We start from the raw sequence: 19,281 nt of genomic DNA on the forward strand, positions 1-19,281 counted from the left end.
CCGATCGTGATAACCTCTGCCATGGACGCCTCCTTCTCATAGGTGTTCTGCAACACCTACCTTGGCACATAGATGCCGTCGGGGGGCGTCCACCCCATCAGACCAAGGGCCGCATCGTTTATCGCGATCGTGGTCCGGGAAGTCCGGGCGCCGCGAGCAAGCGGCGCTGACATCTAACCCAAGAAGACCAATATGTTTCAGAATAGCAGTATTTTCCCGAGCCTTTCCGCCCTTCCGCTAGCAGGAAAGCCGATGCAGCCCAGCCAACGAGCGCTGCCCTCCCCGACCCTCTCGCGGCGCGAACTCAGACGCCTCATCGCTCACATGATCGATTGATCGAAAGGATAGCAGCATGGCCGCAACATCGACGAGTGAACATTATCGTGAGCAGGCCGAACGCTGCGAAGCCGATGCCGCCGCGTCCGATCTGATGGAGGTGCGGGACCGCAACCTTCGTTCGGCCGCCGCCTGGCATGCCATGGCGAGCAGGCAACAGAAGTCCGAGGCAGCACGCGCCGAAAAGGACCGGATTGCCGAGGCTCTGCGGGCCCAATGCCTCGCCTGAGCAGGGCCATCCATTCCCGGACCGATTAAGGACAAAGCCATGGATATGAACCAGCTTTTCTACCACCATCAGATTGCGCTGATGGAAGCCGGCCGCGCATGCCAGACTGGACTCGCCACCACCAATTTCGACCTCGCGCGCCACTATGCGAAGCGCATCAACCGTTTCCGCGAAGGTCGCGGCCTTGCACCCAATTTCCTTGGCTACAGTGTTGCGGAAGGATCGGTTGCAGCCTGATTGCCGCCAATGAAGCGCACGGGAGAATTATATGCCAGAGACGATAGCTGCCGGAGAAGAAGGATCGAGCCAGAAAAACTCCCGTGCAACCTTCAGAAGAAGTGCCGCCTCATCCTGATCCCGCGCGCCACATTCCCGAGAAGACCCATCATCTCAACGGCCACTCTCCCAAACCCACGTTACAATAGACCGACCTCTGCAGACTATCGATCGGTAGCTGGCCGTTTGGAGACCGTCCGCTTCCGGGACGCAAATCGTTAGAAGCGGACATTTGATAACTGATCGGGCCGCAATGGAAGCCAACAGCCGCTAGGAACAGGATCACCGCGGATGTTGATTAAGACGGATCATGCGCTAATTCCGGTTGCGTGAAGGCATCTGCCTTCACGCAACCGCACCGGTGCCCGCGAGGGCATAATAGGGAATATGGTGAGGCTGTCCGTTCGCGACGGGCCGAAGCCATGGCTGTCCCTGCAACTGTAAGCGGCGAGTGCGATGCACCGAACCGGTCACTGGCCGGGCCTGCCACTGGGGCAACCTGGGAAGGTGTGCATCAAGCGACGACCCGCGAGCCAGGAGACCTGCCGGCGCGGGTCGCTCAATGCCCGGGTCCAGGGAAAGGCCAAGGCACGGATCACCCGTTCGGGCGACGAAAATCAGCAGTGCAGTGCCGAACGGCGCCGCGCCAGAGCGATGTCGTGCCTGGAGGGAAAGATGACCGAAGACGAAATCAACGAACGCCACAATGAAAAGGCGCGCAAGCGGCAGGCCGCCAAGGCCAAGATCATGGCCAACAAGACGCAGGAAAAGGGCCTGCTGATCGTCCACACCGGCAAGGGCAAGGGAAAGTCGACCGCCGCCTTCGGCATGGTGTGCCGCGCGCTGGGGCACGGGATGAAGGTCGGCATCGTCCAGTTCATCAAGGGCGGCTGGGCGACGGGTGAGAAGGCCGTATATTCGGCCTTTCCCAGGCAGGTCGAGCATAAGGTGATGGGCGAAGGTTTTACCTGGGACACGCAGGACCGCGCGCGCGACATCGCATGGGCCCGCGCCGGATGGGACGAGGTGAAGCGGATGATCGCCGATCCCGACATCGCGATGGTGGTCGCCGACGAGCTCAACATCGTATTGCGCTATGAATATCTGCCCGTCGACGAGGTGATCGCGGGCCTGCTCGATCGAGGCGCGATGAAACATGTCATCGTCACCGGCCGCAATGCGCCCGAGGCGCTGATCGAAGCCGCCGATCTCGTCACCGAGATGGTGCAGGTGAAGCACCCTTTCCGGTCGGGCGTGAAGGCGCAGCGGGGAATAGAGTTTTGAGCGGCGAACTCGCGCCGGGACTGCTGGTCGCGGCGCCGCGCTCGGGGGCGGGCAAGACGCTCGTCGCGATCGGGCTGCAGTGCGCCTTCCAGCGCGAAGGACTCGGCGTCGCTGCGGCAAAATGCGGACCCGACTATATCGACCCCGGCTTTCACGCCGTGGCGACCGGGCGATCGTCGGTCAATCTCGACGGCTTCGCGATGACGCCGGCGATGCTGAAGGGGCTGGCGGCGCAGGCGGCCTGCGGCGCCGATCTGGTCGTCGCCGAAGCCGCGATGGGATTGTTCGATGGCGCGGGCCGGAGCAGCACGGCAGCCGAGGTCGCGCGGCTGACGGGTTGGCCGGTGCTCCTCGTCGTCGATGCCGAGAGCGCGGGCCAGAGCGTCGCGGCTGTCGCGCATGGCTTCGCAACCTTTCCCGGCGCGCCTTCGGTGGCCGGAGTCATCGTCAACCGCGTTGCGAGCGATCGTCACGCCGCGATGATCGCCGAAGGATTCGGCGCGCTCGACCTGCCGCTGTTCGGCATGATCCGCCGCGATCCGGCGTTGGCGGTCGCCTCGCGCCACCTCGGGCTGGTGCAGGCGCGCGAAGATGGCGCGCTGGACGAGCGGATCGACGCCGTCGCGGCCATCGTCGCGCGCGATTGCGACCTCGCCGCGATCCGCGCGGCAGCGCGTGCGACATCTCCGGCCTCGCTCGTCCGACCGCGCCTGCGTCCGCCGGGGCAGCGCATCGCCCTTGCCGCCGACGATGCCTTCGCCTTCTTCTATCCGCATCTGGCGTCGTGGTGGCGCGATGCGGGCGCTGAGATTTGCGACTTCTCGCCGCTCGCCGATGAGGCGCCGCCCGCCGATTGCGACGCCTGCTGGCTGCCCGGCGGCTATCCCGAACTGCACGCGGGCAGGCTGGCGGGCAATGCGCGCTTCATGACGGGGCTGCGCGCCTTCGCGGCGCGCGCGCCGGTGCATGGCGAGTGCGGCGGCTATATGCTGCTCGGCCGCAGCATCGAGGACGCGGACGGCATCGTGCATCCGATGGCGGGGCTGCTGCCGGTCGATATCAGCTTCGCCAAAAGGAAGATGTCGCTCGGCTATCGGCAGGCGCGGCTGTTCGCGCCGACGCGCTTCGCCGATGCCGAAACGTCGCTGTGGGGGCATGAATATCATCATGCGACCATCACATCGACGAACGAAGGCACCCCCTTCGCCCGGCTCGCCGACGCGGCGGGTCGCGATCTCGGCCCCGCCGGCCACCGCGCCGGTCCTGTGACGGGCAGCTTCTTTCACTTGATCGCCTGACGCGATTTGCCTAACGAGCGGGCCGCGACAGGTTCCCCGAAAGGGGATTGAAAGGGAATGGGGTGCGAAACCCCTGCTGCCCCTGCAACTGTAAGCGGAGAGCCATCGGGCCATATGCCATTGGGACCATCGGTCCTGAGAAGGCGGCCCGAACCGGCGTCGACCCGCGAGCCAGGAGACCTGCCCGTCGTCGTCGTCTTTCGCGCGGACAGGGTGTGCCGGGCGGACGGGGGTGAACCCGACAGACGACAAAGGTGACCGCGCGGCCGCGCGGGGCCGATGTCGTTCGCCTATCAGGGTGGGCCGCCATCGACCCAGCGACCGAATGGTCTTGTCGATGGGGTACCCTATGTTCCGTGTTATTGTTCGAAGTTCCATTTCACTGGCGGCATTTGCAGCCGGCTTTCCCTTATCGGCCGCAGAAGCCGCTAACGCCGCCGCGACGTCCGAAGAGGACAGCATCGTCGTCACCGCGACGCGCGCGCCGCTCGCACTCGACGAGGTGCCGTCGACGATCACCGTGCTCGACAAGGCGGCGATCGACCGATCGCAGGACATCGGCGCGACCGAGTTGCTGTTGCGCACGCCGGGCATCACCGTTTCACGCAACGGCGGCTATGGCACGACGACATCGCTGCGCATCCGCGGCGCCGAGTCCGATCATACCGTCGTCGTGATCGACGGCGTGAAGCTCAACGACCCGGCGGCATCCGGCGGCGGCTATAATTTCGGCCACCTGCTGGTCGGCGACATGGAACGGATCGAAGTCCTGCGCGGTCCGCAATCAATCCTGTGGGGCAGCCAGGCGATCGGTGGTGTCGTCAATATCGTCACAACCATCCCCGAAAAACCGCTGGAAGGCAGCTTCGACATCGAGGCAGGGTCGCGCAACACGGTCAGCGCGCGCGCCGCGATCGGCGGCCGCACGGGCCCGCTGAGCTGGCGCATCGGCGGCCAGAGCTTCACCACCGACGGTATTTCGGCGATCTCGCCGGCCTTTGGCGGCGTCGAGCGCGACGGCTATCGCAACCGCGGCGTGACGGGTCGCGCCGAACTGGCGCTGGCTTCGAACTTCAGCGTCGAAGTGCGCGGCTATTATTCCAAGGCGCGCGTCAATCTCGATTCGACTCGGGCCGACACGCCCGATTACGCCTTCAACCAGGAATTCCTCGGCTATGCCGGCGCCCGCCTCGACCTTCTGGACGGGCGGTTCCGCAACCGGATTTCCTATTCCTACACCGCCACTGAACGCGAGAATTATGGCCCACTCCGCGCCCGGCCGGTCAGCCTGGAAGCCAGGGGCGAGAATCGCCGCTGGGAATATCAGGGCAATATCGGCCTGATGCGCGGCGTCAGCGCGGTCTTCGGCGCCGAAAACGAACGGTCGCAGTTCCGCAGCCGGTCGCCCGATGCCTCGCTGGCGAGGCCGCTTCCTCCTTTTGCGAACGGCAAGGCGGAAGTGACGAGCGTTTATGGCCAGATCAGCGTCGAACCCGTGGACGGGCTGACGATCAACGGCGGCGTCCGCTATGACGACCACGACCGCTTCGGCGGCCAGACGTTGTTCGCGGCGGGCGGCGTCTGGCGGCTGCCGACCGGCACCATCCTGCGCACGAACTACGGCGAAGGGTTCAAGGCGCCGACGCTGTACCAGATGTTCAGCCAATATGGGAATGCCGCGCTCGATCCCGAGGAGGCCCATGGTTGGGAAGCCGGCATCGAACAGCATTTGTTCGGCCGCGCGCTGACCGTCGTCGCGACCTGGTTCGACCGCACCACGACCAACCAGATCGTCTATACGCCGGACGCAACGTGCAACGCGGCTTCGACCAACCCGCTTTGCTTCGAGCCGGGCAGCACGACGGTCCGCACGGCCTATTATCTGAACGTCGCGCGCGGCAAGGCGCAGGGGATCGAGGCGGCGGCGGCGCTGACGCTGGGCGCCCTGACGCTCGACGGCAACTATAGCTGGATCGTCACCGAGGATCGTTCGCCCGGCGGGGCGAATTTCGACAAGGACCTGCCGCGCCGTCCGCGGCACGCCGCTAATGCGTCGGTCAGCTATGCGCTGCCCTTCGGCCTCGACATCGGCGCTGCGCTGCGCTGGTCGCACAAGAGCTTCGACGACGCGCCGAACAGCATCGTCCTCGACGCCTACACACTGGTTGACCTGCGTGCCGAGTCGAAATTGTCGGAGAATGTCCGCCTGTTTGCGCGGGCCGAGAACGTCTTCGACGAACAATATATGACCGCCTATCGCTACGGCACGCTGGGGCGCGCCATCTACGCCGGTTTCCGGGGGCGCTTCTGATGCGCCGCGATTTTCAGCCAGAGGAGAAGAATATGAAGACGCCTTCTACCGCTCTCGCACGCAATGTCTGGGTCGGCACCATGGCCGGGGTGAGCACGGTCGCCTCGATGATTCTGGCCTGTGCAACGCCCTTTCCGTCGCTGGCCGCGCTGGCCGCGACGCACGTGCCGCGCCGCATCGGACTGATGCTGATGTTCGTTGCCTGGTTCGCCGCGCAGGCCGTGACCTATTTCATGCACCAGACGGGCAACCCGGCGTGGCCGCTCGCGCTCGGCATGGCGGCGGTCGTCTCGTTGCTGTCGGCGGAGGCCGTCGCGCGCTCAATGCGCAACCGCCCCGCCGCCGTGCGGATGAGTGCCAGCTACACCGCCGCCTTCGTCGGCTTCAAACTCGGCATTCTCGCTTGGGTGGCGCTGCTCGACCATGGCTGGTCGGCCTTTTCGGGCGAAGTGCTATTGCGCCAGTTTGTGCGCTATGGCGCGATCTTCGCCGGACTGCTGGCGGCGCAGGCCCTACTGACGCGCGCGGGCTTCAGCCTCGACGTGCCCGCGAACGTGTCGAGACCGCAGGCCGCGTGACGATGCTTCGCCCCGCCGCCGACGGCCCCTCTGTTATCGTGTGCAGCACCTGCCGTCACGGCGAAGATGCGCGCGAGGATGACGAGGGCGTGCGCGGTGGGGCGCGGCTCGCCGGGCTGCTGCGCGGACTTGCCCGCAGCGAGTCCGTCTATGCGCGGATCGCTGTGGAAGAGATGCCCTGCCTGTTCGCCTGCAAGGAATATTGCGCGGTCCATATCCGCGCGCCGGGGAAGGTCGGCTATGTGCTCGGCCGCTTCACGCCGGACGAAGCGGCAGCGCGCGCCATTCTCGACTATGCCGTGCATCATGCCGCCAGCGCCGAAGGCCGCGTCGCTTATGCCGACTGGCCGGAAGGCGTGAAGGGACATTTCCTCGTCCGCGTCCCGCCGCCCGGATTCGTCGCCGAATGACCGCCTTTGCCTCGATCGCGGATTTCGAGGCCGCGCTCGCCCGTCCGCGTAATATCGACGGCGAAGCGCAAGAGGCCGCCCGCGCGCGCCAGATGACGCTGACCAAGCCCGCCGGATCGCTGGGGCGACTGGAAGACATCGCCATCTTCTTCGCCGGCTGGCAGTCGCGCGCGCGCCCGCGCCTCGACCGCGCGCGCGCCGCGATCTTCGCCGGCAATCACGGCGTAGCCGTGCACGGCGTCAGCGCCTTTCCCTCAGCCGTCACGGCCCAGATGGTCGCCAATTTCGAGGCAGGCGGCGCGGCGATCAACGCGCTGTCGACTGCCGCCGGACTGGAATTGCAGATCGTCGCGCTCGACCTCGACCGGCCGACCGCCGACTTCACCGCCGCACCCGCGATGACCCCGGCCGAATGCCTCGACGCGCTCAACGCCGGGGCGGCGGTCGCCGACGAGGGGATCGACATGATCGTGCTGGGTGAAATGGGAATCGCCAATTCGACCGCTGCCGCCGCGCTATGCGCGCGCAGCTTCGGCGGGATGGCCGCCGACTGGGTCGGCCCCGGCACAGGCGTCGATACGGAGGGCGTGGCGCACAAGGTCGCAGTGGTCCAGCGCGCCCTCGCCGTCCATGCTTATGCCGGGCGCTCGGCGTTCGAAACGCTACGCCGCGTCGGCGGCCGCGAGACGGCGGCGATCGCCGGCGCGACGGTGCGGGCGCGGCAATTGGGCGTTCCCGTCCTTCTCGATGGCTTCATCTGCTGCGCGGCGATCGCGCCGCTGGCGGCGGACAATCCGGCGATCGCCGACCATTGCATCGCGGGTCATTGCTCCGCCGAGCCCGGCCATGCGCTGCTGCTCGAAAAGCTTGGGCTCGATCCGCTGCTGTCGCTCGGGATGCGGCTCGGCGAAGGGAGCGGGGCGGCGGTGGCGGCCGGGGTCGTCCGCGCAGCCCTCGCCGCGCACGACCGGATGGCGACCTTTGCCGAGGCCGCGGTGTCGGCGTCGCTGTGACCGGCTTCGCGCTCCATTTGCTGCGCCACGGCGCGCCCGAGCGACCGGGGCTGCTGCTGGGCCGGACCGACAGCGCGCCGACCATGGAAGGAATCGCCGCCTGCGTCGCGCAGGCGCGCACCGTCGGCGCCGAACGGCTGATCGCGTCGGACCTGCGGCGCTGCCGGCTGGCGGGCGAAGCAATCGGGGCGGCGCTCGGCCGGCCGCTCGCCGTCGACCCCCGCTGGCGCGAAATCGATTTCGGCGCGTGGGACGGCCGGGCGGCCGAAGAGATGGACCGTGAGGCCATGGCCCGTTTCTGGGACGATCCCGACGCCAACCCGCCGCCGGGCGGCGAACGCTGGTCGGCGCTCGTCGCGCGCGTGTCGCGCGCCGTCGCCGCGCTGGAACCGGCCCCCACGCTCATCGTCACGCACGGCGGCGCGATCCGCGCGGCGCTGCACATCCTCTGCGGCTTCGAACAGCGTCCTATATGGTCGTTCCACCTGCCATACGGCGTCCTCGTCTCGCTGCGCCTGTGGCCGGGCGACGCGCCGGTCGCGCAGATCACGGCGCTGCGCCCATGAAGGGGTTGCTGATCGCCATCCAGTTCCTGACGCGGTTGCCGACGCCGCGCCTGGCCGCCGTTTCCAGCGCGGAATTCGCGGGCGCGATGCGCTGGTTTCCGGCGGTCGGGCTCCTCGTCGGCGCGATCGTCGCTGCGGCCGCATGGGGCGGCGCCAGGCTGGACGGCTGGTCGGGAGCCTTGCTCGCGCTGCTCCTGTGGGTGGGCGTCACCGGGGCGCTTCATCTCGACGGGCTGGGCGACATCGCCGATGCGCGCGGCGCGGCGCACAAGGATCGCGACCGCATGATCGCCGTCCTGTCCGATCCCCATGTCGGCAGCTTCGCAGTCGTCGCGATCGTCCTGCAACTGGTCGCCAAGCTGGTTCTGCTCCATGCCCTGATCGAGGCGCAGGCCTTCCTCGCCATCGCCCTCGTCCCCTTCGCGGCGCGAACGGGGCCGCTCGTCTGGTCGCGGTGGCTGCCCGATCTTCACGCGGGGCTGGGTTCTCGCTTTCGCGGCGGCGTCCGCATCGGCGATCTCCTGCTGTGGGGCGTGCTGCTCGCGGCGGCTTCCTGCTGGTCGCCCGCGCTTCTCGCTACACCCCTCTTCCTGCTCGGCTGGGGATGGTGGCTGCGCCGCGCGATCGGCGGCGTGTCGGGCGACGGCCATGGCGCCGGTATCGAAGTGACCGAAAGCCTGTCGCTGTTCGCAGCGCTGCTGTGGCTGCAAGTCGCATGAGCGAGCCGTGGACATGGCACGGCGGTGACCTGTCGGCCGCGAAGCGTCGGTTCGGCCCGGGCGACGATCCCTGGATTGACCTGTCGACGGGGATCAACCCCAATGCCTGGCCCGATGCGGAGAGCGTGGACATCGACTGGCGGCGCCTTCCCGAACGCGGCGCCATCGCCGGGCTGGAGGCCGTGGCGGCCACCTATTTCGGCGTCGCCGCGCGCCACGTCTGCGCAGTCCCAGGAACCGAGATCGGCCTCCGCCTGGTCGGCGCGCTGATCGGCGGCGAGGCCCGATACGCCGCACCCGGCTATCGCACGCACGGCGAGATGATCCCGGCCGCGATGGCCACGGGTCCAGACGCGATCGGGCGGCATGGCGGCAGCATAATCCTCGCCAATCCCAACAATCCCGATGGCCGGATCGCCCCATCCGCGACGCTCCGCGACCTGCTCGCGAGCCGGGGCGGGACGGACTGGCTGCTGGTCGACGAAGCCTTCGCCGATGTCGATCCCGCGCTAAGCCTCGCGCCGGCGGTTGGCGACGACGCGCGCCTGATCCTCTTCCGCTCCTTCGGGAAATTCTTCGGACTCGCCGGAGTGCGGCTCGGCTTCGTGCTCGGCCCGGAGCCGTTTCTGCGCGATCTGCGCGCCCTGCTCGGCGCCTGGCCGGTGTCCGCCGCCGCCGTGGCCATCGGCGCCGCCGCCTATGCGGACGCGGACTGGATTGCCGCCATGCGCCGCCTCCTGCCGGAGCGGACAGCGGCACTCGACGCGCTGTTGCGGGAGGCCGGATATACGCCGGTCGGCGCATGCCCGTTGTTCCGGCTCGTCGAGACCGCCGACGCGCGCGCCTTGTTCGAGCGGCTGGCGTGCCGCGCCATCCTGACACGACCCTTTGCGGACCAGCCGCAATGGCTGCGCTTTGGCCTTCCGGGGGACGACGCAGCGCTCCTGCGGCTGAAGGCCGCGCTCGCCGATGGCTGATCCGGTCACACTGGCGGCGCTTGGGCTTGACGCCGCGCTGGGCTGGCCGCGCGCCTTCTATCGGTTGGCCGGGCATCCGGTCGGCTGGTTCGCAGGACTGATCGACGCGGCCGAGAGGCATTGGAACCGGCCAGAACGGCGCGTCGGCACGCGCCGCCTGCTAGGGTTGCTGACTGTCCTGCTGCTGACCGGGCTGGTCGGCGGGGCGGCCTGGTTCGTCCAGTCGCTGCTGCTCGAACGGCTGGGCGCGTTCGGGTGGGCGGCCGTGGCGCTGCTCGCCTGGCCGGCGCTCGCGCAGCGCAGCCTGTTCGACCATGTCCGCGCCGTCGCCGACGCTCTCGACGGCGAAAGCCTGCCCGCCGCCCGCGCCGCCGTGGGCGCGATCGTTGGCCGCGACACGGCCGCGCTCGACGAAAGCGGCATCGCGCGCGCCGCCATCGAAAGCGTCGCGGAAAGCTTTTGCGACGGTGTGGCCGCGCCCGCCGTCTGGCTGCTGCTCCTGGGTCTGCCGGGGGTCTGGACCTATAAGGCGGTCAACACCGCCGACAGCCTGATCGGCCACCGCGAGGAACGCTGGCGCGCCTTCGGCTGGGCGGCGGCGCGTGCCGACGACCTGCTCAACCTCGTTCCCGCCCGCCTGTCGGCGCTACTGATCTGCCTCGCAGGCGGGAGCGGTTGGCGCATCCTTCGACGCGACGCCCGCAAGCACGCCTCTCCCAACGCCGGTTGGCCGGAAGCGGCAATGGCAGGCGCGCTCGGACTTCGCCTCGCGGGTCCGATCGCCTATGACGGCGTCATGCACGACAAGCCCTGGATCGGCGAGGGAGCGCGCCCGCCCTCGAGCCGCGACATCCGTCGGGCGCTGCGTCTCTACCTCGGCGCCTGCGCGCTGCTCTGGCTTCTCGCGGGGGGTGCCGAATGGGCGCTGTGATGCTGCAAGGGACCGGATCCGACGTCGGAAAATCGGTGCTGGTCGCCGCCTTGTGCCGCCTGCTCGCCAATCGTGGGCTGAGCGTGCTGCCCTTCAAGCCACAGAATATGTCGAACAACGCCGCGGTCACAGCCGACGGCGGCGAAATCGGCCGGGCGCAGGCGCTGCAAGCGCGGGCGTGCCGCGCGGAGCCGCACACCGACATGAACCCGGTGCTGCTGAAGCCGCAGGCGGATCGCACATCCCAACTCGTCGTCCGTGGCCAAGTGCGTGGCACGCTGGGCAGCGGCGATTTCCGCGAAGCACGGGGCGCCTTGCTGGCCGAGGTGATGCAGAGCTTCGCACGCCTGCGGGCGCGCTGCGATCTCGTGCTGGTGGAGGGCGCGGGATCGCCCGCCGAGATCAACCTGCGGAGCGGCGACATCGCGAACATGGGCTTCGCGCGGGCCGCCGACGTGCCCGTGGTGCTGATCGGCGACATCGACCGGGGCGGCGTGATCGCCTCGCTCGTCGGCACGCGCGCGGTGATCGACCCCGCCGACGCCGCGATGATCCGCGGCTTCCTCATCAACAAGTTCCGCGGCGACCCGGCGCTGTTCGAGGACGGGTATCGGGCGATCGAGGCGCACACCGGATGGAAGGGCTTCGGCGTCGTTCCCTGGCTGGCCGCCGCTGCCCGCCTGCCAAGCGAGGATGCGGTGGTCCTCGACAATAGTCCCGGCACGCGCGAAGGGCGGCGGATCATCGCCTGCCCGATCCTGCCCCGCATCTCCAACTTCGACGACCTCGACCCCCTCAAGCTCGAACCCGGCGTCGAGCTGGTGATGGTCCCGCCGGGCCGCCCCATTCCGGCCGAAGCGGCGATCGTCGTCCTGCCGGGTTCCAAGGCGACCATCGCGGACCTTGCCGCGCTGCGCGCCGAAGGCTGGGACATCGACATCCTCGCCCATCATCGGCGCGGCGGCCTAATCGTCGGGCTGTGCGGCGGGTTCCAGATGCTCGGCCGACGCATCTCCGACCCGCTCGGCCTCGAAGGCGAGCCATCGGACGTGGCCGGACTGGGCCTGCTCGACGTGGAGACGGCGCTGTCGCCCGGCAAGCGGCTGCGCGCCGTGCGCGGCGCGGCGCTGGGAGCGGCGATCGACGGTTATGAAATGCACATAGGGGAAAGCAACGGCCCCGGATCCGCGCGGCCCTTCGCGACACTGGAGGACCGAACGACCGATGGTGCGATCAGCGCGTCCGGCACGGTGATGGGTTCCTATCTGCACGGCCTCTTCGCCTCCGCCGACCTGCGCCGCGCGTTGCTGGGCCGCATCGGCGTCACGGCGAGCGGGCGCGACTATCATGCCGACGTCGACGCGGCGCTCGACGAGATGGCGGCCGAATTGGCCCGGCATGTCAATGCCGACAGCCTGCTCACACTGGCGGGGACAGGGAAAGGACGGAGCACATGACCGGACGGAGTCTTTTCGTGCTGGGCGGCGCGCGATCGGGAAAGAGCCGATACGCGCAGGCGCGCGCCGAGGCGATCGCGGGCCGGCACATCTTCATCGCCACGGCACAGGCCCATGACGCGGAGATGCGCGACCGCATCGCGCGCCACCGGGCGGACAGGGACGAAAGATGGCAAACGGTCGAGGCGCCCCACGATCTCGCCGCCGCGATCGACGCCGCCAATGGCGCAGACGCCATCGTCCTGGTCGATTGCCTCACCATCTGGATATCCAACCTCATGCTGGCGGAGGCCGATATCGAAGCCGCGACACGCGCGCTTTGCGAAGCCATCGGGCGGTTCGAGGGCCAGCTCATCCTCGTCGCCAACGAGGTCGGTCTCGGGATCGTCCCGGACAATGCACTGGCGCGACGCTTCCGCGACGAGGCCGGCCGCACGAACCAGGCCGTCGCCGCGGCTGTCCGGGAGGTGCAGATGATATTCGCTGGCCTTCCTCAGCGCCTGAAATAGTCCGCCACATGAAAGGATGAGGCCGCCATGCATATGAATCCCGGCGGTGTCGCCAAGGGCCATTATAGCTGAGCCATATCACGGTCGCCAGAGTCGCAGACCATTGCCCCCATTCGATCGAAACGATCGTGCTGATCAACGGCTAGCGACGCCGCCTGCATTCGACGGTCAGCGCTCATATGACCGGGATCGTGATCGAGAATTCTCATGTCTTATCCCATCGGTCGGAACGGCCAAGGAGATACTGTTCCCAACGATACGTTGATTGATTTGGCCGGTAGCTGACTAGCGGCTTTCGGGCGAGCAAGGTCGAGAAGCCGACATATAAGGCGAGGCTGGCGAACCAAATCATGCGGTCGGTACGGAAGCGTAAGCGTGGTCTGAAGCTTTCAATTACCCATAAGTCGAACGGATGGCGTTAGCGCCGATTTTGATATCCATAAGCCGGGACCATCCGCGCCAGATCACGATGTTGCCAGGCGGCGGATCATGGGCTCGGGCCAGGTAACCGCCGAGCCGCGCGATCTGGGTCAGGTAATCGGAGAGGGTTCTGCCCATGGGCGCCCTATTTCGAGAAGCCGCAAGGTGATCAATCAGGGCGATTTCATCATCAGTCAATGCGAGTTTGGGGGATGCGGCAGGCGCGGCGCGGTTGATCATGGTCACCCAGAACAGTCGCCAGGATAGGATGCAGAATATCGCGATCAGATTGGCAAGGCGATCGGCGGTCCGGAGCCGTGCATCCTCGGCGCGGCAGCCGGATTTGAGTATCTTGTGGAAGAGCTCGATCTTCCAACGCTGGGCGTACCAGTCGAGCTTTTCGATGGCCTGGTCAGGCGTCGTCACTGGTAGATCGGTGATAAGCCGCCAGTCGACAGGAGCCCGGCCTTCGGGGGCCCCACATTCACGGGCATGCAGGACGGTCAGACTGAGGGGCGGATAGCGCTTTTGCTTCCCGATCGGCGGCAAGACCTGGATACGCCGATAGCGTAGCTCGATGTCGGCATGATCATCCTTGCTGACGGCGACCCGATGTATCGCCTGTACGGACACTTCGCTCATTTCGTCGGCAATGGTGTGATCACCGTCGCCGGCCAGGCGATCGACACAGGTGCGGACAAGAAAATGCGTGCCGATCGCTTGGGCCTCGCAGAAGAATTCGTAAATATCGTTCTCGCGGTCGCCGATATGGACCAGGCGATCGGGCTCGCCCAGCAGGGCGGCCGACTGGCGCATGTTTTCGAGCCAGCGGTAGCTCTCCTTTTCCTCGATCGGCACGCGGGTGGGATTGATCCGGCGCTTCAGCGCGTTGGTGCCCTTGAACTTGGTGCGGGTCCAGAATTTCGCCGCCGTCAGCCCAAGCGGTAATCCTTCGGGCGTGAACCGCAAGGCTGGAGTGCATGAGCAGCCCGCAGACCGTATGAAGCCGCAGCCGACCATTTTCATCGCGTCGGCTGGGAACCAGGCTAATGGCACCGATTCTTTCGGGATCGCGCCGTTGATAGGAGAATTCAGTGGTGTCCTGCAGAACGAGGATAAGCCCATCAGTCGCGGCAACGCGGGCCCGCGTCGCCTGGAGATGGCCCGCGAGGATATTGCCTTCGTTTACCGAACTATTCGACAAAAAGCGGTACGCTGCCTTGGTATTTGCCCAGTCCTGACAGGCCATCGGGATCGGCGCGCCAATCGCTCCCGCCATCTGTCCCAGCATCGTGCGCAGCCGCTCGCCCAAGCGCTTATCGCGAAATGCGCCGAGATCGACTTCCTCATCGGCCCATTTGACCGCATCGAAAACAGAATTGCTCATTGTGCACCCCACCAACCGTTTCAGGTGCCAGGAAAGGAATCATGCCCGATTCCGGGCAAGCAACGGCCATGCGACCAACGGAATCACGCCAACGACGAGTTGTGGGTAATTGAAAGCTTCAGACCACGGTTACACGGAAGCCCGCGCGGGACACCGTGCCGGCGACGATATGCCGCTCAGCCGGGACGGCTGAGCGGCGTTCCTGGTAAGTGCCGATCGACGACATAGCGCTCCGGGCTGAAGTGGTCTTTGACGCTGGCGTTTACTCATTCGGACGATCCGATCAGCTTAGCCTAGCCGTTAATCTGTATCCGACCCGGTAGACAGACAAGATTTGTCCCCAGCTGTAAGGCTTAGGCTCGCGCAGAATAGTGCTGCCGACACGATGCTGCTTCGAAGATCTGGTAGCACAGGGGGGGATTTATGAAGTTCAGTAAGCTCTTCGGCGCAGCAAGCGTATCGAAAATTGGCTTGGCAGCCGCTTTAGTGGCTTACCCGACGCTTGCCTTCGCTCAGGAAGGTACGTCTGGTACGGTTGAGCCCGAAAGCGCGGGTAGCGATGAAATTATCGTGACTGGTTCTCGCCTGGGGCGCACGAGCTTCAATTCGCCCACGCCCATCAACGTGGTTGGCCAGGACAGGGTTCAGGATCTCAACATCACTAATGTCGGCGATGCGCTGAATCAGATACCGTCGTTCCGCCCGCTGACTTCGCCTTCGACCAATTCTCTCCGCGCCGGCACCAACATTGGTGGGCGCAGTCTTGACCTGCGCGGCCTCGGCCCGGCCCGCACGCTTACCCTGATCGACGGGCGCCGCAACGTGCCGAGCGGCGATGAGAATACCTTCGATCTAAATGCCATCCCTTCAAACTTGGTACAGCGGTCTGAAGTCGTGACTGGAGGCGCGTCCGCTGCCTACGGAGCAGATGCCGTTGCGGGTGTGGTCAACCTGATCCTCAACACCAAGCTTACCGGCGTCAAAGGCGAACTTAGCTACGGTATCAGCGAACTTGGTGACGCGCGGCAGTTTTATGGCGCATTCGCCGCCGGCACGGGCTTCTCAGGAGGGAGAGGCCATGTCGTCATCGGCGGCGAATACTCCAAAGAGAACGGAACCGGGGACTTTAACTCCCGCGATTGGAGCAAGCGCTATCACAGCTTCGTCCCCAATCCCTTTTTCAACACCAACCCGATGCTGAGCAACGGCCTCCCTGCAAACGTCGCGATCGATAACGTGCTGTACGTTCTCAATCCGGCTGGGCTGATCTCGGTAGTCCATCCGCTGCAGGGCATGCAGTTTGACAGCAGCGGGAATCTGGTCCCCTTCCAGTTCGGAGAGCTGTTCAATCGCGCCAAGCCCAGCACGCTGATGGTGGGCGGTGATCCCACGGTGCGCGACATCTACGGGTTCAACAACACGCCGCTGGTCGTGCCCACCCGCCATTATGCCTTGTTGGCTCATGCCGAATACGAGCTGAACGACTCGATTACTGCATCTGCGGAACTTTCCTATTCCATGGTCGACGGTGGGCCAACCGCGGCATCTACGCATAACGATCAGAACGGGGCTATCCGGATCCAGCGGGACAATGCATTTCTGAACCCCTCGGTCGCGGCCATGATGGACGCCGCAAAGGTGACGTTCCTGCCCGTCAGCCGTGCTCACAGCGAGCTCGGCAACTCTACCTGGATAACCCGTAACGAGACGTGGCGCGCCTTCTTTGCGCTTGATGGCAAGACGTTCGGCGATTGGCGGTGGGACGTCTACTATCAATATGGGCGGACGAACGGCCGGCAGGAAGGTCGTGGGCTGCGCTTTGGCCAGCGTTGGCGCGATGCCGTCGACGCGGTTAGAGCACCGGCTGGCATCTCCGGAATAGCGGCGGGATCGATTATCTGTCGCTCGACCATCGCCAATCCGACCAACGGCTGCATTCCGGCGAATATCATGGGGGCGGGCAAAGTCAGCGCCGCCGCCGTCGCCAGTGTGACCGGCGACGCCTGGCAAACTCGCAGATTCGTACAGCACAACGTCGCCGGCAACCTGCGCGGCACGCTGTTCGAAGGATGGGCCGGGCCGATCTCCGCCGCCGTTGGCGTGGAATATCGCACTAACTCTTCCGAAGGCGATGCAGACCCTGCGAGCCGGGCTCGCCAGTTTACCCAGATCAATTCCAATGTCCTGCCGCCGCTGACCCAGAAGGTAACTGAGGGCTATGCCGAGGTGAATCTGCCGCTCTTCAAGGACACACCCCTTGGGCAGAAGCTGGAAGTTGATGCCGCGATCCGGCGCACGCATTACAGCCTCTCCGGCAATGCGACGACGTGGAAGGTGGGCGCCCTCTACGAACTCAACGACGAGTACATGCTGCGGGTCACTCGCTCGCGCGACATTCGCGCGCCTTCTCCGCAGGAGTTAAATCCCAATACCCGCCTGACCGCCGCTACCTTGGCTGACCCCAAGTTTGGCATCCAGTATGTCATACCCGCACTCGCCGGCGGCAATCCCAATCTGCAGTTGGAGAACGGTAACACGTTCACAGTGGGCGCCGTGTTCAAGCCCGCATGGCTGCCGCGGTTCCGTCTGTCGGTCGACTATTACGACATCAACGTCACTGGCGCGATCGACATATTGACGCCATCTCTCGCTGTGCAACTCTGCCGGTCGGGCAGCAGTCTGCCGATCTGCACGATCGGCACCGACCTAAATGGCAATCCCGATCGAATTCTGCAGGTCAACACCACGTACCAGAACGTCGCCGAACTGAACGCACGCGGGCTCGAACTTGTTTCGACATATTCCGTACCGCTAGCTGGCGGCGATCTCAATTTCACGCTGAATGGCAACTACGTGATAACGCTCGAAACTTCGCTTCCAGATGGTTCGCGCCAGGAATTTTCCGGGGTGACCGGCAATTCCGGCTCTGTGACCACGATCTTCGGTGTTCCCAGATGGGGATTGGACAGCGTGATAGGGTACGAGCAATCTAACTGGTCGGTAACCACGCAGTTTCGCTACATTCCAAAAGGCATCCTCAACCGTAACTGGGTCGGCCCGCAAGACGAGGGATACAGCCCATATCTTCCGAATAGTGTCAGCGACAACCGAATCGATGATCGCATCTATGTCAACTTAAATGGACGCGTTAAACTAACCGGCGAAAACAATAAAAAGATAGAGCTGTTTGGCGGTATAAATAATGTCTTTAATGTTGATCCGCCGTCAAATCTTCGTTTTACCGGTAACGGACTTTATTTCGACCCTATTGGCCGATCTTACAAGGTAGGTATCCGCGCCGATTGGTGAGTTGGTTGATTTAGATTCAATATTTAAGGGCGGTACTTTGCACATAAGCGGGATATCCAGGATGGCTAGAAATCGGAAAGCGTGCGGGAGCGTGTGTTCGGATGGGCGACTTGCTCGTCACCGCGGGGTTTTTATCAGAACGCCTGGTGGGCTGATCAAGACCGTGGCAAGTCTCCTAGCTGGAACCCTGCTTTGTCTAGGGGCCCCGACCAGCGCACAGGTCGTCCTTCCGCCGGAAGACCTGCCAATGCCTTCAGCTGCAGATCGTGCGCTTTTGAAGGACGCGATCGACATCCACGCCCATCTCGACCCCGATAGCTTCGGTCCGAGCAGCGCGCAGGCGGCACGAGCGCTGGATGTGATCGACATGGCTTATCGCGCGAAGCGGGCAGGCATGACCGGGTTTGTGATCAAACAACACTACGATCAGACGGCGCAACTGGCCCAAATTACGTCGAAGGTGGTCCCGGGGGTGGAAGCTTACGGCATGTTGGCCTTGAACCGTACCGTTGGCGGCCTGAACCCGGAAGCTATCCGCCATTTCGCGGAAATCGAAGGCGGGCGTGCGAGGATCGTCAGCATGCCGACCTGGGATAGCGAGAACAATATTAGCCAATCGACCAGTCCGAACCGTGTGTTCGTTCCCGTCTCACGAAATGGGGAATTACTGCCTGAAGCGGTCGAGGTCATCCAAGCCGTTGCAGCGGCGAAGATACGCGACAGCAGCGCCAGCCTTGCCCTGTCCACCGGCCATCTTTCCGCGGCAGAAGCTTTGCTGGTAGTCAGAGAGGCGAAGAAGCAGGGGATCACCCGCATTGTCGTGACCCATGCGATGGGACACCCGATCGACATGAGCATTCCGCAAATGAAGGAGGCAGCCAGGCTTGGCGCCTATATCGAATTCGTTGCCGGTTTCATCATTGGGAAACGAGCGAAGTTCACCACGCAACAATATTTTGACGCCGTTCGGGCAATAGGCGCGGATCACGTCATAGTCAGCAGCGATGCCGGGCAGCTCAATCGACCCTTTCCTGATGATGCGATCGCCTTTGCCGCAGGGGAACTCCGCGCGAAGGGCATAACAGAAGCCGAGCTTCGCAAGATGCTTGTGGAGAATCCCCGAAAATTGCTCGGGATTCAATGACGCCTGGCACAGGGTCCGTTCTCAACGTACGTTAGAGCATCGTGCCAGAAATAGGAATCGGGGGATTCCCAAAAGGTCTGAGTTGTGATTCACCGGGTTCGGAGGTGGATCATGGGGAAATCTTATT

At 65.0% G+C, this 19,281-nt stretch carries 17 protein-coding genes, 1 pseudogene and 2 riboswitches; of the genes and pseudogenes, 16 read left to right on the forward strand and 2 right to left on the reverse strand.

The features are described 5' to 3' along the window. The first annotated feature begins 352 nt into the window (after positions 1 to 352). The 14 genes from B5X69_RS18535 (at position 353) to cobU (ending at position 12,894) form a co-directional block, all read left to right on the forward strand. The gene (locus tag B5X69_RS18535; RefSeq protein ID WP_079640039.1) at positions 353 to 565 is read left to right on the forward strand and encodes a hypothetical protein; all 213 of its coding nucleotides are present in this window, start codon (positions 353 to 355) and stop codon (positions 563 to 565) included. A 39-nt stretch (positions 566 to 604) separates the two neighbouring features. Then, entirely contained in the window at positions 605 to 802 is a 198-nt protein-coding gene (locus B5X69_RS18540) for a hypothetical protein (RefSeq protein ID WP_079640040.1), read from the forward strand. Positions 803 to 1,183: 381 nt separating this feature from the next. Then, positions 1,184 to 1,405: riboswitch (cobalamin riboswitch) on the forward strand. A 111-nt stretch (positions 1,406 to 1,516) separates the two neighbouring features. Beyond that, positions 1,517 to 2,125, forward strand: coding sequence for a cob(I)yrinic acid a,c-diamide adenosyltransferase (gene cobO / locus B5X69_RS18545; RefSeq protein WP_079640054.1), 609 nt, complete (start codon positions 1,517 to 1,519; stop codon positions 2,123 to 2,125). Next, positions 2,122 to 3,423 carry a cobyrinic acid a,c-diamide synthase CobB gene (locus B5X69_RS18550; RefSeq protein WP_079640041.1) on the forward strand — a complete coding sequence of 434 codons (1,302 nt, stop codon included), beginning with the start codon at positions 2,122 to 2,124 and terminating at the stop codon, positions 3,421 to 3,423. Before cobO ends, B5X69_RS18550 begins: the two co-directional genes overlap by 4 nt. A gap of 12 nt (positions 3,424 to 3,435) precedes the next feature. Beyond that, positions 3,436 to 3,625: riboswitch (cobalamin riboswitch) on the forward strand. A gap of 147 nt (positions 3,626 to 3,772) precedes the next feature. After that, positions 3,773 to 5,734, forward strand: a complete 1,962-nt coding sequence (locus B5X69_RS18555) for a TonB-dependent receptor plug domain-containing protein (protein WP_079640042.1) — start codon at positions 3,773 to 3,775, stop codon at positions 5,732 to 5,734. A gap of 32 nt (positions 5,735 to 5,766) precedes the next feature. After that, positions 5,767 to 6,312: a hypothetical protein gene (locus B5X69_RS18560; RefSeq protein WP_139375870.1), complete on the forward strand. Its 546-nt coding sequence runs from the start codon at positions 5,767 to 5,769 to the stop codon at positions 6,310 to 6,312. Positions 6,313 to 6,314: 2 nt separating this feature from the next. Next, positions 6,315 to 6,722 (forward strand): DUF1636 domain-containing protein, encoded by a 408-nt coding sequence (locus B5X69_RS18565; protein ID WP_079640044.1) that lies wholly within the window; start codon positions 6,315 to 6,317, stop codon positions 6,720 to 6,722. After that, complete coding sequence (gene cobT, locus B5X69_RS18570) at positions 6,719 to 7,735, forward strand: nicotinate-nucleotide--dimethylbenzimidazole phosphoribosyltransferase (RefSeq protein ID WP_079640045.1); 1,017 nt, start codon at positions 6,719 to 6,721, stop codon at positions 7,733 to 7,735. Before B5X69_RS18565 ends, cobT begins: the two co-directional genes overlap by 4 nt. Then, positions 7,732 to 8,301, forward strand: coding sequence for a histidine phosphatase family protein (locus tag B5X69_RS18575; RefSeq protein WP_079640046.1), 570 nt, complete (start codon positions 7,732 to 7,734; stop codon positions 8,299 to 8,301). Before cobT ends, B5X69_RS18575 begins: the two co-directional genes overlap by 4 nt. Beyond that, complete coding sequence (locus B5X69_RS18580) at positions 8,298 to 9,020, forward strand: adenosylcobinamide-GDP ribazoletransferase (protein WP_079640047.1); 723 nt, start codon at positions 8,298 to 8,300, stop codon at positions 9,018 to 9,020. The genes B5X69_RS18575 and B5X69_RS18580 overlap by 4 nt, the downstream gene beginning before the upstream one ends. Further along, positions 9,017 to 9,997: an aminotransferase class I/II-fold pyridoxal phosphate-dependent enzyme gene (locus B5X69_RS18585; protein WP_079640048.1), complete on the forward strand. Its 981-nt coding sequence runs from the start codon at positions 9,017 to 9,019 to the stop codon at positions 9,995 to 9,997. Before B5X69_RS18580 ends, B5X69_RS18585 begins: the two co-directional genes overlap by 4 nt. Further along, positions 9,990 to 10,928, forward strand: coding sequence for an adenosylcobinamide-phosphate synthase CbiB (cbiB, locus tag B5X69_RS18590; protein ID WP_079640049.1), 939 nt, complete (start codon positions 9,990 to 9,992; stop codon positions 10,926 to 10,928). The genes B5X69_RS18585 and cbiB overlap by 8 nt, the downstream gene beginning before the upstream one ends. Then, positions 10,916 to 12,385 (forward strand): cobyric acid synthase, encoded by a 1,470-nt coding sequence (locus B5X69_RS18595; protein ID WP_079640050.1) that lies wholly within the window; start codon positions 10,916 to 10,918, stop codon positions 12,383 to 12,385. The genes cbiB and B5X69_RS18595 overlap by 13 nt, the downstream gene beginning before the upstream one ends. Next, the gene (gene cobU, locus B5X69_RS18600; RefSeq protein WP_079640051.1) at positions 12,382 to 12,894 is read left to right on the forward strand and encodes a bifunctional adenosylcobinamide kinase/adenosylcobinamide-phosphate guanylyltransferase; all 513 of its coding nucleotides are present in this window, start codon (positions 12,382 to 12,384) and stop codon (positions 12,892 to 12,894) included. Before B5X69_RS18595 ends, cobU begins: the two co-directional genes overlap by 4 nt. A gap of 393 nt (positions 12,895 to 13,287) precedes the next feature. Here cobU and B5X69_RS18605 read toward each other — a convergent pair whose 3' ends face one another. Together B5X69_RS18605 and B5X69_RS22510 are read right to left on the reverse strand one after the other, a co-directional pair. Then, the gene (locus B5X69_RS18605; protein WP_217699156.1) at positions 13,288 to 14,283 is read right to left on the reverse strand and encodes an IS4 family transposase; all 996 of its coding nucleotides are present in this window, start codon (positions 14,281 to 14,283) and stop codon (positions 13,288 to 13,290) included. A 277-nt stretch (positions 14,284 to 14,560) separates the two neighbouring features. Then, a pseudogene (locus B5X69_RS22510) lies at positions 14,561 to 14,701 on the reverse strand (transposase DNA-binding-containing protein); the annotation flags it as partial. Between the two features lie 423 nt (positions 14,702 to 15,124). Between B5X69_RS22510 and B5X69_RS18610 the strand changes: the two are divergent. Both B5X69_RS18610 and B5X69_RS18615 read left to right on the forward strand, forming a co-directional pair. Continuing rightward, positions 15,125 to 18,010 carry a TonB-dependent receptor domain-containing protein gene (locus B5X69_RS18610; protein WP_079640052.1) on the forward strand — a complete coding sequence of 962 codons (2,886 nt, stop codon included), beginning with the start codon at positions 15,125 to 15,127 and terminating at the stop codon, positions 18,008 to 18,010. A 247-nt stretch (positions 18,011 to 18,257) separates the two neighbouring features. Then, entirely contained in the window at positions 18,258 to 19,154 is an 897-nt protein-coding gene (locus B5X69_RS18615; protein WP_079640053.1) for a DUF6282 family protein, read from the forward strand. Positions 19,155 to 19,281: the final 127 nt, after the last annotated feature.

It is taken from the genome of Sphingopyxis flava, from assembly GCF_900168005.1.
GTDB classification, from domain to species: Bacteria; Pseudomonadota; Alphaproteobacteria; order Sphingomonadales; family Sphingomonadaceae; genus Sphingopyxis; species Sphingopyxis flava.

Excerpts from the sequence above, each read along its gene's own strand:
- cobO (WP_079640054.1), top strand. The coding sequence starts at position 1,517 with ATGACCGAAGACGAAATCAACGAACGCCACAATGAAAAGGCGCGCAAG.
- B5X69_RS18560 (WP_139375870.1), top strand. The coding sequence starts at position 5,767 with ATGAAGACGCCTTCTACCGCTCTCGCACGCAATGTCTGGGTCGGCACC.
- B5X69_RS18540 (WP_079640040.1), top strand. The coding sequence starts at position 605 with ATGGATATGAACCAGCTTTTCTACCACCATCAGATTGCGCTGATGGAA.
- B5X69_RS18595 (WP_079640050.1), top strand. The coding sequence starts at position 10,916 with ATGGGCGCTGTGATGCTGCAAGGGACCGGATCCGACGTCGGAAAATCG.
- B5X69_RS18585 (WP_079640048.1), top strand. The coding sequence starts at position 9,017 with ATGAGCGAGCCGTGGACATGGCACGGCGGTGACCTGTCGGCCGCGAAG.
- cbiB (WP_079640049.1), top strand. The coding sequence starts at position 9,990 with ATGGCTGATCCGGTCACACTGGCGGCGCTTGGGCTTGACGCCGCGCTG.
- B5X69_RS18555 (WP_079640042.1), top strand. The coding sequence starts at position 3,773 with ATGTTCCGTGTTATTGTTCGAAGTTCCATTTCACTGGCGGCATTTGCA.
- cobU (WP_079640051.1), top strand. The coding sequence starts at position 12,382 with ATGACCGGACGGAGTCTTTTCGTGCTGGGCGGCGCGCGATCGGGAAAG.
- B5X69_RS18580 (WP_079640047.1), top strand. The coding sequence starts at position 8,298 with ATGAAGGGGTTGCTGATCGCCATCCAGTTCCTGACGCGGTTGCCGACG.
- B5X69_RS18565 (WP_079640044.1), top strand. The coding sequence starts at position 6,315 with ATGCTTCGCCCCGCCGCCGACGGCCCCTCTGTTATCGTGTGCAGCACC.
- cobT (WP_079640045.1), top strand. The coding sequence starts at position 6,719 with ATGACCGCCTTTGCCTCGATCGCGGATTTCGAGGCCGCGCTCGCCCGT.
- B5X69_RS18615 (WP_079640053.1), top strand. The coding sequence starts at position 18,258 with ATGCCTTCAGCTGCAGATCGTGCGCTTTTGAAGGACGCGATCGACATC.
- B5X69_RS18610 (WP_079640052.1), top strand. The coding sequence starts at position 15,125 with ATGAAGTTCAGTAAGCTCTTCGGCGCAGCAAGCGTATCGAAAATTGGC.
- B5X69_RS18535 (WP_079640039.1), top strand. The coding sequence starts at position 353 with ATGGCCGCAACATCGACGAGTGAACATTATCGTGAGCAGGCCGAACGC.